Raw genomic sequence first — 17,167 nt, forward strand, 5'->3', positions numbered from 1 at the left:
ACCACCGGCCACAACGCCGACAGCCTGCTCAGCCACGTCGAACACGTCACCGGACCGCTGCCGACCCCCTGGCGGGAGGCGTTCAAAAGCGTCCCCCGCGCCGCCTTCCTCCCGCCCGTCATCTGGCTGCGACCAGCCGACGGCTTCCCCGACCACGAACCCTGTGACCGGGCAACCGACCCCGACCGATGGCAGGAAGTCGCCTGGTCCGACACCCCCGCGGTGATCCAGGTCAGGGACGGCCTCGACCCCGAACCGGGCGAGCCCGCCTGGGCCTCCTCGTCCGTCTCCCAGCCTTCGATCGTCGCGAGCACCCTCCTGGCCCTCGACGTCCTGGACAGCCACCGAGTCCTGGAAATCGACACGGGAGGCGGCTGGAACGCCGGCCTCCTCACCCATCGCCTCGGCCACGCCAACGTAGTCACTGTGGAGGTCGACCCCGCCCTTGCCGCAGCCGCCCGCGATCGACTCGACGCACTCGGCCTCCTGCCGCAGGTCGTGACGGCGACGGCGCCGACGGCTGGGCCCCGGCGCCCCTTACGACCGCATCGTGAGCACGTGCTCGGTGACCCGCATCCCACCGCCTGGCTCGACCAGGTCCGCCCCGGCGGCCTGACCTCACGCCCTGGACCACATCGTGGTCGGCCGACGGAACCGTCGCCCTGACTCCCCATCAAGACGGCACAGCAAGCGGCAGGTTGGGCCACGGCGGCTCCTTCGTTGCAATGCGCAGCCACCGCTCGCACATCCGCGACGTCGGCCGTGGTCGGCCCGGACGACGCCCCCGACACGGACACAACCACCCTTTCCCCATGGGAAGTAGCGGGCGGCGACCGGCACGTCGAGGCGATCACGGGCCTGATATGCCCACGTTGTGGACCCGCTGGGACGACGACCCGAACGTCGCCGACGTCAGGTCCCGACTGTGGAGCGGCGACGACACCCGAACCTCATGGGTCACAGTCGACTGCGACGGCCGTCAACTCGACACCTTCCACATCCGCCAACACGGCCCCCGCCGCCTGTGGGACGAAGTCACGACGGCCTGGGCCTGGTGGACGTCGGCGGACCGACCCCCATCGACGCGTTCGGCCTGGACACCACCCGGACGGCGCCCAGACCATCCGGTGCGCCAAGCCGGACGGCTCGATGTGGCTGGTCGCCCTCGACCCGAACGGCTGTCGGGGAGGTCGCGAGTAATGTCACCGCGGCGGACGAAGCCGCCCCAGCCATCGAGAAATCCATGTCGGTAACACGTGCGTCGGCCGGAGAGGGGCCCGGCTACTGTTTCCACCCCGCGCAACTCGACCGCCCCTTGGCTGGAGTGCACCAACGCACACACCATCGAAGTCCCGGGTCGGGACAAGCACGTCGCACAAGGCGTCGTTCCCGTAGTCCGCGCCAAGTCACTCGTGAACCGTTCGAGCCGAGTTCGAGGTCGCCGTGCGAGTCCGTGCCGCGGTGGGCGACTCCACACGAGACATTCACCCGGTCACCACCCAGCCCTCGGCCGCATCGCCTGCCCGCCCCCTTGACGGAGTGCGGACAGGCTGCGGTTGCCGGTGTGGCGCTCCGCTCTCGCAGGGCGGCTTCGCTATCGACCGGGGGAACCGGGGATCGGTTCCGGTATTCGGCCGATGAGATCGACGTGCCCCTCACTGCGCAGCACGGTGATCTTGTGCCGGGGGTAACGATCCGCCAGATCTCGACGAGCCGCGTCGAGATCTCCGACGACCGAGACGGTCAACTTCCCGGATGCGTCGCTTACGTCCGCAATCTTGTACTTATTGCTGCGCATCTCGGCGATGTCGAGTTGCAAGGATGTGATCTGCTCGCGCGTGGCGTCATCCGGACCACTGCCGCTTCCCTGGTCGGCACCTGCGCATCCCGCGAGCAGAAGCGCCAGGACGGCACCGCCAACGAGGGCTTGGCAACCGAAATTTCCGAAGCCAGGTAACGATCGCATCGGTCCGCCTTCTCTCAAGTGGCGATAACCACGCCGAAGTCAGATAGTACCCTTCGAATAGCGATGTACGAAACTCCCTCGAAGCAATCCGTAATTCCGGCTGTTCCTTCCCCCCAGACCGGGCAGACGACATAACTCCCGTCGGAAGCGCTGACGATCCCTCGCGCCTCCATATTGCCACCGTAGGTCCCGTCCGGGCTGGCGACGATGGGGCCGCCGCTGTCGCCCGTGGCAATGGCAATGTCCGTCGGATAAAATCGCTTGGCGAGGATCGCCGGGCCGCGGGTCACGCCATCCGGTCCCTTGAATACGGTGTTGTCATTGTAGACTTTCAAATTGCATCGAATACCGGACATTGCACCGGAAGCACAGACGAAGTCGCCGTTGTTGTTGTAGTTCGCTCCCACGATGTGCTTCCCGTACCCCGCCGGGTCGTTCCAAGGGCCGTCATAGTAATAGGGACCGACCGTCCCATTTTGCACGCCGATGACGGATACGTCGCGATCTGCTCGGCTGGCCACCACGGAACCGATGGGAATGTTCATCCCGCTGGAATACCAGCCGGAAGCACCGCAATGGGCTGCCGTCAGAATCACCGGCGCCCCACCTCGCCACCCGGTGAAGCCGGTCGTGCAGAACCCGCCACCCTCGGGGTGGAGTTGTCCACCACCCCGCCAAGGGGAATGGTCGTCGGCCCGGATGACGTCCTTCGGCTTCGGCTTCACGTATGCCTGGACGGGCACTCCGGTGATGGCTTGGACCTTGGAGGCCACGTCCCGCGAGACGGCTGTGGTGTCGGTCGACGCGAGTTGTGCTGCAGTTGCCCGCGGCTCGAAGCCGACCGACAGACCCGCGCCCTCCGGAAGGATCGAGACGGAGTGCCAGTCGGCAACGGTCTCGAGTGCGGCCTGTTCACCTTGCCCGGACACCAGGCGTTGACGACCCGCTTCGAGTTCGGCTGCGGAGAACGGAGCCGAATGCACCCTGACGGTGATTCCCCTGGGAGGAGCGGCAAGTATCGCCGTGACCACGGCGGGAGATGTGCCCTTCCAATAGACATCCAGCGTGGCCTTTTCGGCGTCGAGAACCAGCCCGGCATACCCGGGTATCCGGTATCGCTCAGCCTCGTCCACACCGGCTATACGATTCGCCAACTCTTTGAGCACAGGCTGACGTAGCAATGCTTCTTCACTGACTCCCGCCGGCTTCGACGGCGAAGTCGACGGTCCGGTGTCACCGGGTCCCGGCTTTGCCGCGCCGGTGACGCACGTTGCCAATAACATAGCGGCTGCAAGTGACCCGACAATCGATCTGGTTCGCATGTTATGCAATCCTTCCGAAGGAACAAATTCGCCCGGCCCTACTTACTCCGGGCGACACAGCCTGACGTTACTGGCCACCGAGATGACAAAGGCAACATCCGGTTGGATTGACCGAATCAACCTCCGATCTGGCTAAATTCGATCGGACTCAAAACAGTAAAATGCCTCTCCCGGTGCCAACGTGATCTCGCGGGAACGCCCAGGCAGTCTCGGGCCCGCTGAGGATCACTCACCAGGCAGCACTCGAAAAGTGGCATGGCTCGGAAGACGGAGCGCCCCGTCATTGGGGCAGGCGGACCGGACTGACCGACGTCCACTGCGGGTCGACGAGTCGGCCCAACCCGGCCGGCCTTCGGAACCCCCGTCCCCCGTTACGGCGGCGGCCGCACTACGTGGTGACGTGCCATCGGCTGCCGCACCGCACCGCCGCGAAACGGGCTTGCGGAAGGATGGAAAATGACAGGATGACAGCGGCTTGACCGGACGATGTCCGAGCCGACCGGGACCCAGCGCACGCCACGAAGAAGCCGGAGAACATGCCTTCCAGCGCCCAGCCGCCTCTGCTTCGCGATGTCATCGACATCCAGCCCTCCATCTCCACCTCCGACTTCGTCCTGAAGCTCGCCGAGGCAGTGACCGAAGAGGGCAGCGCCCGTGCGCTGCGGGACTACGTCGTCACCGAACGACTGCTGGAGAACTTCGACGAGGCACTGAGCCTGATCAGGTCCGCACTGGACGGGCAGACGTCGAAGGCGGCCTACCTGCACGGCTCGTTCGGTTCCGGTAAGTCGCACTTCATGGCCGTACTGCACGCACTGCTCCGGGGGGATCAGGCGGCTCAGGCTCGGACGGAGTTCGATTCCGTACTGGCCCGGCACGAGTGGCTGGGCGGCGCCGGCGGCGCGGGACAGCGTAAGAAGTTCCTGCTCGTGCCGTACCACATGCTCGGCGCCAAGTCCCTGGAGCAACGCATCCTCGGCGGTTACGTCGCGCACGTCAAGGCGCTGCATCCGGACGCCGAAACGCCGCAGGTGTACCGCACCGACTCGCTGTTCTCGGACATCCGCCGGCTGCGCGACAAGATCGGCGACGCCGCGTTCATCGCCGGGCTCGACGGCACCGCCACGGCGTCCGACGCGACCGCCGACACCACCGACGAGGACGACGAGTGGGGCGAGGGCTTCGCCTGGACGCCGGACCTGGTCGACACGGCCCTGGCCGCCGAGCAACTGGACGGCAGCGAGGTCAACCTGAACCTCGTCACCCCCACCACCCCGTCCGAGCTGCGCGCCAAGCTCGTCAACGAGGCCATCGCCGGCTGGTTCCCGGGCTTCACGGCCAATGCCGCCGAGGACGAGGACGGCTTCATTTCGTTGGACGCCGGTCTGGGCGTCCTCGCCACGCACGCGAAGTCGCTCGGCTACGACGGCCTCATCCTGTTCATGGACGAGCTGATCCTGTGGCTCGCCAACCGCATCCACGACCAGAAGTTCGTCTCCCGCGAGGCGGACAAGATCACGAACTTCGTGGAAGGCGCCGACTCCCGTCGGGCCGTCCCGATCGTGTCGTTCATCGCGCGCCAGCGCGACCTGCGCGAGTTGGTCGGCCAGGAGTTGTCCGGCGCCGCGGAGACGTCGATCCAGGACAGCCTGAACCTGGCCTCGGGTCGGTTCGACAAGATCACCCTGGAGGACCGCAACCTCCCGCAGATCGCTCATGCCCGTCTGCTCCGGCCCAAGAACGACGACGCGAAGGCTCAGCTCGACGCCGCCTTCGCCAAGGCGAAACGATCGGGCGGACCCGCCGTGTGGGACGTACTGCTCGGGTCGGAGGGAGGCACCACCGGCGCGGACGAGGACTCGTTCCGGCTGACCTATCCCTTCTCCCCCGCCTTCATGGACACCCTCGTCCACATCTCCTCGGCCCTCCAGCGCTCGCGCACCGGCCTCAAGCTGATGGGCCAGTTGCTCGCGAACCACCGCGACGACGCGCGCCTGGAGCAACTGATCCCGCTCGGCGACCTCTACGAGGTGATCGCGGACGGAGGTGACGAGCCGTTCGTGGACAAGCTGAAGGCGGAATTCAAGGCCGCCGACAAGCTCTACCGGAACAAGCTCCGGCCGTATCTGCTGAATGTCTACGAGGTCACCGAGGAAGACGTCGAGCGCTACCTGCACCGTCCCGAGAGCATCGACAGCCCGCAGCTTCTGCAACGCTGCAAGAGCTATGTGGGCGACAACCGGCTGATCTCCACGCTGCTGCTGTCCGCCTTGGCCCCCACCGTGCCGGCGCTGCGCGATCTCACCATCCGGCGCCTGGGCGCGCTCAATCACGGCTCGGTGATCACGCCCATCCCGGGTGCCGAGGTGGGTGTGATCAAGTCGAAGGTCGCCGAGTGGGCTTCGCGCTTCCCGGAGATCAAGGAGGTCGGCACCACGACCAACCCCGGCGTCAGGCTCGAACTCGCGGGCGTGGACGTGGACTCCGTCCTGGCCAACGCCAACGTCAACGACAATCCGGGCAACCGGCGAGCACTGCTCAAGCGCCTGTTGGCCGAGGAGATCGGCTTCGAGCTGCACGACGGGCGCTTGGGCGCGGACGAACTCGCGCTGGTGTGGCGCGGCTCGAACCGCACGGTGGAGGTGGTGATCGGCAAGATCGCCGATCCCGACGACCTGGCCGACCACGAGTTCTCGCCCGGTACCGAGTCGGCCTGGCGGCTGGTGGTCAGCATGCCCTACCACGAGGGCGAGTTCGGGCCCGTCGAGGACGCCAACCGGATGCGGTCGCTGCGCGACCTGCCCGGCGACCGCCCGCGCACCGTCGCGTGGATTCCGGCGCACCTGTCCGCGACCCGGTTCCTGGATTTCCGTCGCCTGGTCACCATCGACTACGCCTTGGCCGACGTCGCGCGTTTCAACACCCAGTACGCCTCCCACCTCAACGCGGACAGTCGGGCCCGGGCCCGTATGTTGCTGGAGAGCCAGCGCACGTCGCTGACGAACACGGTGAAGAAGGCACTCAAGCAGGCGTACGGGCTGGCCGAGAAGCAGCCGAACGAGGTGGAACTGGGCCACGACGATCACCTCGAAGCCCTGCCGAAGGTCGCCGAGCTGAAGCTGGCCTTCGGCCAGTCGATGCGTGAGGCGACCCGCAGCATCGCGGGTCGCATGCTCGCGCACCAGTTCCCCGCCCACCCCGACCTGGATCCCGAGAACACGGGCGTCGCGGTGAAGCCCGCGGACGTGCGCACGGTCTTCGCCACCATGCGGGCCGCCGCCGAGGCAAACGATCGACGCGTGGAAGTACCCGCCAAGGAGCGGGGCTTGATGCGCAATATCGCCGCTCCGCTCGGTCTGGGCTCGCAGAAGGAGGCGTACTTCGAGCTGTCCACGCGGTGGCGCGAGCACTTCCTGCGTCAGGCGAGCCTGCTCGGTATCACCGGCGACCTGTCCGTGGTCGCACTGACCGAGTGGATCGACAAGCCCGAGCCCATGGGCCTGGTACCACACGTCGCCAATCTGGTGATCGCCTCGTACGCGGAGATGGACGACCGGGTGTGGGTGCGCGCCGGATCGCTGCTCGACCCGGCCCCCGAGCCCGCCCAGATCAAGCCGAACGACGCGCTGCGCGCCCAGCCCCTGCCCGACGAGTCGGTCTGGGAGCAGGCGCGGCAGCGATACCAGGAGATCTTCGGCGAGAAGCCGCCGACCCTGCGGCGCGGCCGGATCGTCAGCCAGTTCGCCCGGCAGATCCTGGCCCAGGCCCGCACGCACCAACCGCACGCCGCCGACCTGATCCGCGAGTTGGAGAAGCACGCCGAACTGCTCGCCCTCGACGACGCGGACGACTCGGGCAGATTGGCCCTGGCCCGACGCTCGCTCGCGCTGCTGGACGCCCTGCTCGCCACCGATCAAGGCGTGGCGAGCAACAGCGGCGCAGCCCGGCAAACGGTGAACACGCTCGCGACCTTCGACCTGGCCGACGCTCCCGGCTCGCGCTACGGCGTGTCGATCAAGCAGGCCCAGCCGGTGGCCGCCGCCCTGGCCAACGCGGCCTGGGACATGCTGCGCTTGGCCCCCGGTTACGGGCCCGAGGGCGAAGCGGTACTGGCCGCCCTGCGCGGCGCTGCCCAGGTCGACCAGCGCACCGCGAGCCTGCCGGACGCGCTTCTGGAGGCGCGGCGAAGCATCGTGGCCGTGATGGGACGCAGCCGGGCCGGCAACGACCCGACGCCTCACCCGCCGGTTCACCCGCACCCGCCGCACCCCACCGATCCCGGCGACGTCCCCCTGGACACGGGTTCCAGCCACCCGCCCGTGCCCGAGCGTTACGACCCGCCCGCGCCCACTCCCACCCCGCCGTCGACCGACAGGCCCGCCCGCCGGTCCGGTGGCACACGCACCACCGCGGCCCGGGCGGTCGCCGAACTGCAGGCCGAGTTGGCGGCGTTGGCCGAGCGTGAGCCGAACGCCACCATCGAGCTGAGCTGGCGAGTCGTGGAGGACCGGTGAGCACGACGATCGGCACCACCGCAGTGCGGTTGACCGCCGGGACCATCACGCAATACCTCGCGTCGCGGGCCGGGCTCGACAAGGACAGGCGCAAGGCGATCCTGCTGCGCGCCGCTCCGGTCTGGGACGGGCCCGCGCTGCTGAGTTGGGGCAACCAGCAGGCCCGGGTGGCGACGGCCGGTTCGCCACTGGCCGCGTACGAACTGGTCCTCGCCCATGTGGCACCCGGCGCGAGCGGCCCCGGGTTGCTGGTCGTCCTCACCGATCGGGAGGAGTCCGAGCTGGGCGCGGACCTGCTCGCGCGGGTGCACAAGCACCGGGTCAACGCCGTGGACACCTGGGACGTGGTGCGTGAGGCGTTCGGCGCGCAGTACACCGATCCTCGGTTGTCCGCCGAGAACTGGGCGGTCGAGGCCCTTCTCGATGCCCAGCCCCCGGGCCGCTGGCCGCAACTCGGCAAGGGCGTACTGACCCGCCGACACGCGTTGGCGGCGCTGGCCCTGCGCCGGCTGGGCGCAGGTCAGTACGACCCGGACCGTGAGGCCGGCTCCTCCGGGGGAGCCGGTGGGGGCATCGAACTCGACGCGCACACGCTGCTGCGCTGGTCGCTGTCCTCCGGCGGGCCCGACCGCTTCCTGGCACTGCGTGCTCCGGAGCGCGCCGGGCTGACCCGATTCCTCGGCGAGGAGGAGCAGGCGGGCCTCACCGGGCAGGCCGTGCTGGCCTTGACCGCGGCCGAACACGGCCCGGACGCCGTGGCTTTCGGGCTGGTGTGCGCCGCACTGTGGGTGCATGCGGACGGCTCCGCGGACACCGGGGACTACCAGGCACGCGGGCGAGCCGAACGTTGGTTCGGCGAGGACCCACCCGTACACGGGGAAGCCATGGACGCGCTGGCGCGGGCCTTCGGTCGGGCCGCGGAGGAGTTCGTGGTCGTCCTGCTGCAGATCGCACACTCCGGCACGGACGAGGAGGCGGATCGAGCCCGCCGGCTCTCGGCGACCGTACTGGCCCGTGCGACCGCCCTGACCCGGCAGTTCGGCGCGGAGCGTGCGGCCGGGACGAGTCCGGTCCTGACCGCCGGTCTCGACGCGACGTTCAAGGTGCTCGGTTTGGCCTTGACGGACGATGCCCCGCGGCGGACCGAGCGCGCCATCCAGCGGTTGACGCAGCACCGCTTGGCAAGGACTCCGGACGTTCGTACTCGCATCGAACGCGCCAGGATGGCTCAGCGACTGGCTCTGTGGTTGGCGAGCGACCCCACACACGAGTGCCCGACGGTGGCCGGCGGCATCGACCGCCACCTCGCCGAAACCGGCTGGGTCGACCTGGCCCTGGAGCACATCGAGGCGGGTGGCGACCCGGTGGCCGAACTGAGGGTCGCGTACGCCGCGCTGTGTACCGCGGTGCGTGCGCGGCGCAAGGAGATCGATCGCCACTTCGCGAGCGCGCTCGCGACCTGGACCGCATCCGGCAGCGGCGCCGGGTCGATGCTCACCGTCGAGTCCTTCCTCTCCCGAGTGATCGCGCCCGCGGCCGAGGCCGGCGAGCACCGTGTCCTGCTCGTGGTGCTGGACGGGATGAGCGCTGCCATCGCCGCCGAACTGGGCGAGGAGCTGCGTCGGGACTGGGCCGAGTTCGACCCGCTGCCCGGGGTCAAGGACGCTCCGCGTCGGCGCGGGATGGTGGCCGCGCTGCCCACGGTCACCGCGGTGTCCCGGACTTCCCTGTTCGCCGGCCGGCTGCTGGCCGGCTCGCAACGGGAGGAGCGGGCACTCGTCGGCGAACACGCGTTCTGGGGCGGCCGGAAGATGGCCGTCTTCCACAAGGACGATCTGCGGGCCGAAACCGGTGGCGACGTCTTCGGGCCCAAGCTGGACGAGGCCCTGGCCGCCGGCCGTACGCACGTGGCGGTCGTCCTCAACACCGTGGACGACCGGCTGGCCAAGGAACAAAAGCTCGGCGACGCCGCCTGGCGGCTGCGGGACATAGGCGGGCTGCGGGAGTTGCTCCAGACCGCGGCTCGGTACGGATGGGCGGTCGTGCTCACCAGTGACCACGGGCATGTTGTCGACCGGCACGGAGAGCGGGTCGACGCGGAGACTCCGCTGTCCGCCCGGCATCGGGTGCCCGGAGGGCCGCTTCGGGAGAGCGAGATCCTGCTGTCCGGCCCACGGGTGGTGTCGCCGGATACCAAGGGGTCGATCGTCGCGCTGTGGGATGCCGACTCGCGCTATACCGCGCACAGGGCCGGCTATCACGGCGGGGCGTCACTGGCCGAGGTCGCCATCCCGATCATGGCCTTCCTGTCGTTCGGCGCGACCCCGCCGAAGGGCTGGCGGGAGTTGGGCCGCCAGCACCCGGCCTGGTGGTCGCCCGCCGCCGAGTCGGAGCCCGAAGCGAGCACGCCGGTGCCGCACCACGTGCCCGCGAAACAGACCGCCAAGAGCACGAAACAGCGTCGCCACGAAGCCGCCCGAGTCGCCGCCGGTGAGCAGTCGTTGTTCGAGATGGCCATCGTCGCGGACGGCGAGCAAGCGCTCCTCAAGCCTCGGCCCGTGGCCCCGGGAGACACGTTGGTGCCGGCGCTGCTTTCCTCGGAGCTCTTCCTCGCGCAGAAGGACGCGCTGGCCCGCAAGCCCGACCTCGTGAAGATCGAGAAGGCCCTGCGCGAACTCCTCGACGCGGGCGGCACGCTCCCGGTGACCGCACTGGCGCAGCGGGTCGGCATCACCCCTCTCCGGGCGGACGGCTTCTCCGCGGTGTTGCGCCAGTTGTTGAACTTCGACGGCATCCAAGTCCTGGAGACGCTGCCCGACGGGCGCACGCTGCGGCTGAACCCGACACTTCTCCGGGAGCAGTTCGAGCTCAGGTGAGCTGTTTGAGCAGCCCGCAAAATTCCCGCAGGTCGAGAATCTGTTGCTCCGTGAGCGGGTTGCTGTCGAAGTGCGCGATCTGGTTGCGCACCACCCGGACCCGGTCCAGATGTTGCACGAACTGGGTGCGGTCGACGCCGCCCCAGCCCAGCGCCGCCCAGTTGGCGTCGGCTCTGGCGCACAGGGTGGGGCTGTTCGGGTCCGCGTACAGGAGCTTGACGTAGGCGCCGAACATGAGGTCCGCGATCTTCCCGGTCTGCTTACTCGGGGTGTTGGGCTGCACCGCACAGATGGCTTCGGGAGCCAGCTTGGCTCCCAGACACTTGCGCAACCGGAACTCGATCTCGCCGACCAGGAAGAACGGCAGTGCGGTGGCCTCGAAGCGGGTCGCGATGTCGACCGCCGTGATGATGCCGGTGAAGCGACCGCTGTTGTCGCGAACGAGCAGGTAGCCGTATTCGCTCAACGACCCCAGATGAGCGAAGACGTCCTGGTGTACCTCGGCGATCGGCAAGGAATCCTTGACCATCGCGTTGGCCAGGTTCGGCGTCGCACCCTGCTCGTACAGCGCGGCCACCGAGCGCCACGTCACGACTCCTCGGATCAACGAGATGCCGTCGATCACGGGCAGTTGGGAGTAGTTCTTCGTCTTCATCTGGTGCGTGGCCTGAGCCAGGGAGGCACCGGACCCGACGGACGTGACCCCGTTGCGGGCGGAAGGGATGTCGCCGATCTTGAAGGACCGCTGCGGCAACATCCCCGGCAGCGGTTCCTCGAATTGCTCCTCGACCTCCTCGCGGTCGGGCGGGCCGGCGACGGTCTCCTCCGCGACCACGACCAATGCCGCCTTGACTCCACAGGTGGAGAAGGACGGCACCGTGGTCAGCCCGACCTCCTTCAAGGCCGTGGTGATGGGCGAGACCGTCAAGTAGTTGCGCGTGCGCACCCCGAAGAGTGCCAGGAAATCGGGCAGGGTCACCGTGGTGCCCTTGAGCGCGAGCAGTTGTTCCGGCGTCGGAGGCTGCGTGGTGGTCATCGACGCGTCACCGGTCCGACACGTCGCGGAAGACGGTGCGCTTGCCCATCGCGGCGTGCACCAGACCCAGCAGTTGCTTGGAGCGATCCGCGTAGAAGGTGTCGAAGTCACCCTCGTGCAACGCGATCGGATCGACCAGGTGGGTGGCCACGACGTCGTCGAACCATTCTGGCCGGATGCCGGACTCGGCCGCGAGCGCCTTGAGGTAACCCGCCGGCGATCCGCTCATGCTGCGACCTGCGCGGAAGGACATCGGGGTCTTGTTCACGATCGAGTTGGCGCGTGCGTCACCCGAGCGGTTCCGGGTGAACCAGTTCCGGGGGAAGATCTGGCGCACGTCGACCTGGTGCTGGACGAGCAGGCCGGGTGTGAGCGGCCCTTCGTTGTAATACCAGTCCACCGCACCCTGCTTGATCAAGAGCGCGTAGATCCCCTTGTACGCCGCGCTGTTGCGGGTGGTCAGCGTGTCGAGTCGCTCGGCCAGGAAGGCCGCTTCGGTAACGGTGTCCGGCACCTCGCCCGCGCCCTCGGCCCAGCCGATGAGCTGCTCGACATCGCGGGGAAAACGACTCTCCGTCGAGCCGCCGTACATTTCACCAAGCACGCCGCACCAGTACCAGCGGGAGATGCGATCGTCGTACCCGATCTCCTCGGTCCGATCGCCGAGGATGGCTCGCACCGCCGCGAGGGGAACCAGTTGCGTACGGTAGGGCAGGTCGGCGGAGCGGACGATGCACTGCCGTTCCAGGAATGCGCCGACCCAGGCGAACGCGTCGGCGACCTTGGGGGCCAACCGCTCGAAGTCGCTCAACGGCAGGTCCAGCAGGTCGCGGCGCTTGCACGACACCGCGGTCCGCCCGCCTTCCTGCTTACGCTCCCAGGTCAGTACCAACGCGATCGCCTGGAGGAAGTCGCTGCTGCTGAAGCCGTCCTCGACGCCCGCGTCCGGATTGCCGAAGACCGGGTACGAGGTGGTCAACTGCTTCTTGATGTCCCGCCATACGCTGGGCAGGCGATAGTAGTCGTCGTGCTCCCGCTCGTAGGGGAGGTCACCGGCGTACGTGGCAGTCAGCAGTTCGAAGACGGTGAGGGGCACACCACCGGTGTTCACTCGCTCGAAGACCGAACAGACCGCGTCCTTGGTCGTGGCCGCGGCAAGTCGGATCATCGGGATCTGAAACGACTGGATCTTGCTCAGTACGCTCTGCTCGAACTGCGACCACAGGTCCCAATTGGCCTGTTCCAAGCGCACGAAGGTCTGCTGCCATTTGCTGCGCTCGGCGTAGTCGAACACCAGCCGCAGCGGGAAGTACGCCGCTTGACACTCCAGGTCGCGCGTGCTCAGGTCGAGCACGTTGCGGGCGAAGTCCGACCGCAGAACCTTGTTCTCGGGCACGGACACGATCGCCTCGTCCCGATCCGCGGACGGTCCGACGGCCTTCGCGATGTCGACGTAGTACCAGAGCTTGACGTTCTTCTTGCGGGCATCGACGGTGCGGACCGGCTCCTGCGAATGCAGGGCCTGAAACAGTGAGGTGAGACGCTGCTGACCGTCGAGCAACAGCAGGTCCGGGCTTCGTCCCTGGGCCGATTCGGAACCGACCAGAGGTACGGCACGGAAGGGTGACTTTCCGCCGGTCTCCAATGTCATGACGACGCCCAGCGGGTAGTCGAGCGTGACCGTCGCGATCAGCTCGCGGATGCGTTGGTCGTCCCACTTCCACTCGCGTTGGAAATCGGGAAGTTGGAGTACTCCCGACGCGACGTCGTCCAGAACCTGACTCAGATTCGGGCTGTCGATGGCCACAGCCTGCTCCCCCACCCTGACGCTCGGTTCACCTGTCCGTCGATTTGATCCATCTCCGCTGCGGACGTCAAGCCGGTGGAGGGTTTCGGCCACGAATCCGTGACCTGCCGACGCACGAGGCGGATGGGAGACTGCCGAGGTGACAGCACGCCTTCCTGCCAAGCCCGGTTCCGCCGTCAGTGTGGCCCGCCGACGAGACGTCATCGACGCCCTGCGGCGCGGTGCCGTCCCCGAACGGGGCCTGGACCTGCTCGCCACCGGGCTGGAGCGGTTCGAGACGGCGCTCGACGCCGAGCTCGACGCGGTCGTCGCCGGGTCCTCGGTGTTCAAGGCCGTACGAGGTGAGTACGGCTCGGGCAAGACCTTCTTCGGCCGCTGGTTGGGCGAACGGGCTCGACGGCGCAATTTCGCCGTGGCCGAGATCCAGATCTCGGAGACCGAGACGCCGCTGCACAAATTGGAGACCGTCTACCGGCGCCTGACCGAACGGCTGACGACTTCGAGCTTCCCGGCGAGCGCGCTGCGCCCCGTCGTCGATGCCTGGTTCTACGCGTTGGAGGAAGACGCCCTGGCCGCAGGCGCGAGCGAGGACGAACTTCCCGGTGCGGTGGAGCTGTTGCTGACTCAGCGACTGAGCGAGGTCTCCCGTCACGCCCCCTCCTTCGCAACCGCGCTGCGCGGATATCGAACCGCCCTGGAAGCCGGCGACGAGGCGACGGCCGCCGCCGTGCTGGCCTGGCTCGGCGGGCAGCCGCACGTGGCGGCGGCGGCGCGGCGCGCTGCAGGCGTGCGCGGCGATCTGGACCACTTCGGTGCGCTCGGCTTCCTCCAGGGGCTCCTGACCGTCCTGCGGGACTCCGGGCACGCCGGGCTGTTCGTGGTGCTCGATGAGGTCGAAACGCTGCAGCGAGTTCGCTCCGACGCGCGCGACAAGGCGCTCAACGCGCTCCGGCAACTGATCGACGAGGTGCACTCGGGACGCTTCCCCGGGCTCTACCTGGTCATCACGGGGACACCCGCCTTCTACGACGGCACCCAGGGCGTGCAGCGACTGGCCCCGCTCGCGCAGCGGCTCGCCACCGACTTCACCACCGACCCGCGCTTCGACAATCCGCGGGCGGTACAGGTGCGGTTGCCGGGCTTCACGCTCGACTCGTTGATCGGCCTCGGAGGCACCATCCGCGACCTGTTCGAAGCCGGCGCGGACCATCCCGAGCGGATTCGGCAGGTCGCGAACGACGCCTACGTCGCCGATCTGGCCCGGGCGGTCAGCGGTGCGCTGGGCGGGAAAGTGGGCGTTGCCCCGAGGTTGTTCCTGAAGAAGCTCGTCGGTGACGTCCTGGACCGCATCGATCAGTTCGAGGACTTCGATCCGCGCCGGCACTACCGGCTCACCGTTTCGGGCAACGAACTCACGCAGACCGAAAGGAACTCGGCGACCGCCGACACCGTCGGTTCCGCTTCCGCCGATGACATCGACCTGGACCTGGAGTGACGGCACGAGAAGCCGAGGCCGGTGATCCGCTGGATCGCCTCGACCCGGTCGTCCTCCACCACATCCTGAACACACTGGGCTGGCCGGACCTCCGCCCGTTCCAGAAATCCGCCATCGACCCGCTGATGGACGGCGAGGACGCCGTGCTTCTCGCGCCGACCGCGGGTGGCAAGACGGAGGCCGCGTGTTTCCCGATCCTGTCCGCCATGGCGCAACAACGTTGGCGGGGCACCTCGGTGCTCTACCTGTGTCCGCTCAAGGCCCTGCTCAACAACCTCGTGACCCGCGTGGACGGCTACGCCCAGTGGCTCGGCCGACGTGCGGCCCTGTGGCACGGGGACACCGCGGAATCACGGCGCAGGCGCATCCGTACCGACCCGCCGGAGATCCTGCTCACCACCCCCGAATCGCTGGAAGCGATGCTGATCGGGGTGAAGACCGACCACGCCAACCTGCTCGGCAACGTGCGGACGGTGATCGTCGACGAGGTGCACGCGTTCGCCGGGGACGACCGGGGGTGGCACCTGCTCGCCGTGCTGGAACGCCTCGAGCGGGTCACCGGGCACCCCATTCAGCGTGTGGGGTTGTCGGCGACCGTGGGCAACCCGGAGGGTCTCCTCACCTGGCTCCAGGGCTCCGGCGCCGGCAAACGAATCGGCCGGGTGGTCTCGCCGCCGCCCGAGGCGAATCCACGTCCCGGCAGCCCTCCACCGGGGCTGGTCGAACTCGACTATGTCGCCTCTCTCGACAACGCCGCCAAGCTGATCGCATCGCTACACCGCGGCGAGAAGCGTCTGGTTTTCTGTGACTCCCGTCGGCAGGTCGAAGAGCTGGGCGCTGCACTGCGCGCCCGCGGGACAACTGCCTACCTCTCGCATGCGTCGCTCTCCGCCGACGAACGCGCCCGCTCGGAGCAGGCGTTCGCCGAGGCGCGCGACTGCGTGATCGTCTCGACCTCGACTCTCGAACTGGGGATCGACGTGGGCGACTTGGACCGGGTCATCCAGATCGACTCACCGAGCACGGTCGCTTCGTTCCTCCAACGCATCGGTCGCACCGGCAGGCGTGCGGGCACTGCCCGCAACTGCCTGTTCCTGGCGACCCACGAAGACACCCTGCTCCAAGCCGCCGCGCTGCTCGTGTTGTGGGGTCGCGGGTGGGTGGAGAAGGTGACGGCACCGCCCGAGCCCCGTCATCTGGTGGCGCAGCAGCTCCTCGCCTTGGCCCTGCAACAGCACAAGCTGGGCGATCGTCTGTGGCAGTCGGAGTGGAACGGCCTGGCCCCCTTCGACCGGTCGGCCGAGCCGATCCTGCGCCACCTGATCGGCGAGGGGTTCCTGAACGACGACGGAGGGCTCCTGTTCGTCGGCCCCGAGGCCGAGAAGCGCTTCGGTCACCGACACTTCATGGACCTGACCGCGTCCTTCACTGCGCCACCACAGTTCACGGTCCTCTCCGGACGCACCGAGATCGGTCGAACCGATCCCTCCGTCCTCACCGAGGAGCGCCCCGGCCCCCGCCGCTTGTTGCTCGCCGGCCGCAACTGGCAGGTCACCTTCATCGACTGGGGGCGCAAGCGCGTCTTCGTCGAACCCGCCGACAGTGGCGGCGTCGCCAAATGGGCGAGCGGCGGCATCGCCGGGCTGTCCTTCGAACTGACCCGGGCCATGCGGGAGGTGTTGCTCGGTGTCGACCCGCCGGTTTCGCTCACACGACGCGCGGAGGCATGCCTGCGGGGGTGGCGGGAGAACCAGGCTCCTGATGTCGTACATCCCACCGCGACACTGTTGTCGCGCGTCGGCAACGACGTGCGTTGGTGGACCTGGGCCGGCTACCGCGCGAACGCGACGCTGGGAGCCACCCTGTCCTCGATCACCGACCCGGTTCAGCGACCGACCGATTGCTGGCTGCGCCTACGCGATGACCTGACTCCACAGATGTGGCAGGCAGCGCGCGCGGACGCCCGCGAGTCCCTGGTCCTGCCGGACGTCGACCACCGAGCGGTCAAGGGGCTGAAGTTTTCGGCCGCACTGCCCGAGCGGCTCGCAGTGGCCACGGTCGCGGCCCGGTTGGCCGACTTCGACGGCGCGTCCGAGATGCTCCGCACACCCGTGCAACTGCACCTGCGGCCCCATTGAATCGGATCTGCGT

The 17,167-nt window shown here is 68.3% G+C and carries 9 protein-coding genes; 6 read left to right on the top strand and 3 right to left on the bottom strand.

Features of this window, described 5'->3' with window-relative positions; translation table 11 throughout:
• Positions 1-126: 126 nt before the first annotated feature.
• Both ACIBM5_RS20715 and ACIBM5_RS20720 read left to right on the top strand, forming a co-directional pair.
• On the top strand, positions 127-666 hold the full coding sequence (locus ACIBM5_RS20715; RefSeq protein ID WP_396008356.1) for a hypothetical protein: 540 nt from the start codon (positions 127-129) through the stop codon (positions 664-666).
• Between the two features lie 982 nt (positions 667-1,648).
• On the top strand, positions 1,649-1,957 hold the full coding sequence (locus ACIBM5_RS20720) for a hypothetical protein (RefSeq protein ID WP_396008200.1): 309 nt from the start codon (positions 1,649-1,651) through the stop codon (positions 1,955-1,957).
• A gap of 23 nt (positions 1,958-1,980) precedes the next feature.
• Here ACIBM5_RS20720 and ACIBM5_RS20725 read toward each other — a convergent pair whose 3' ends face one another.
• Positions 1,981-3,288 carry a hypothetical protein gene (locus tag ACIBM5_RS20725; protein ID WP_396008201.1) on the bottom strand — a complete coding sequence of 436 codons (1,308 nt, stop codon included), beginning with the start codon at positions 3,286-3,288 and terminating at the stop codon, positions 1,981-1,983.
• A gap of 536 nt (positions 3,289-3,824) precedes the next feature.
• Between ACIBM5_RS20725 and ACIBM5_RS20730 the strand changes: the two genes are divergently transcribed.
• Together ACIBM5_RS20730 and pglZ are read left to right on the top strand one after the other, a co-directional pair.
• A complete protein-coding gene (locus tag ACIBM5_RS20730) occupies positions 3,825-7,802 on the top strand; it encodes a phage resistance protein (protein ID WP_396008202.1) in 3,978 nt (1,325 codons plus the stop codon).
• The gene (gene pglZ, locus ACIBM5_RS20735) at positions 7,799-10,678 is read left to right on the top strand and encodes a BREX-2 system phosphatase PglZ (protein ID WP_396008203.1); all 2,880 of its coding nucleotides are present in this window, start codon (positions 7,799-7,801) and stop codon (positions 10,676-10,678) included. Before ACIBM5_RS20730 ends, pglZ begins: the two co-directional genes overlap by 4 nt.
• Here the strand turns inward: pglZ and ACIBM5_RS20740 are convergent.
• Together ACIBM5_RS20740 and ACIBM5_RS20745 are read right to left on the bottom strand one after the other, a co-directional pair.
• The gene (locus ACIBM5_RS20740) at positions 10,671-11,714 is read right to left on the bottom strand and encodes a CBS domain-containing protein (RefSeq protein ID WP_396008204.1); all 1,044 of its coding nucleotides are present in this window, start codon (positions 11,712-11,714) and stop codon (positions 10,671-10,673) included. The genes pglZ and ACIBM5_RS20740 overlap by 8 nt on opposite strands.
• Before the next feature lie 7 nt (positions 11,715-11,721).
• Entirely contained in the window at positions 11,722-13,521 is a 1,800-nt protein-coding gene (locus tag ACIBM5_RS20745; protein ID WP_396008205.1) for a DUF262 domain-containing protein, read from the bottom strand.
• A 139-nt stretch (positions 13,522-13,660) separates the two neighbouring features.
• Between ACIBM5_RS20745 and brxD the strand changes: the two genes are divergently transcribed.
• A complete protein-coding gene (brxD, locus tag ACIBM5_RS20750; protein WP_396008206.1) occupies positions 13,661-15,016 on the top strand; it encodes a BREX system ATP-binding protein BrxD in 1,356 nt (451 codons plus the stop codon).
• Entirely contained in the window at positions 15,013-17,154 is a 2,142-nt protein-coding gene (locus tag ACIBM5_RS20755) for a DEAD/DEAH box helicase (RefSeq protein WP_396008207.1), read from the top strand. Before brxD ends, ACIBM5_RS20755 begins: the two co-directional genes overlap by 4 nt.
• Positions 17,155-17,167: the final 13 nt, after the last annotated feature.

Source organism: Embleya sp. NPDC050493 (assembly GCF_044458105.1).
Classification (GTDB): Bacteria; Actinomycetota; Actinomycetes; order Streptomycetales; family Streptomycetaceae; genus Embleya.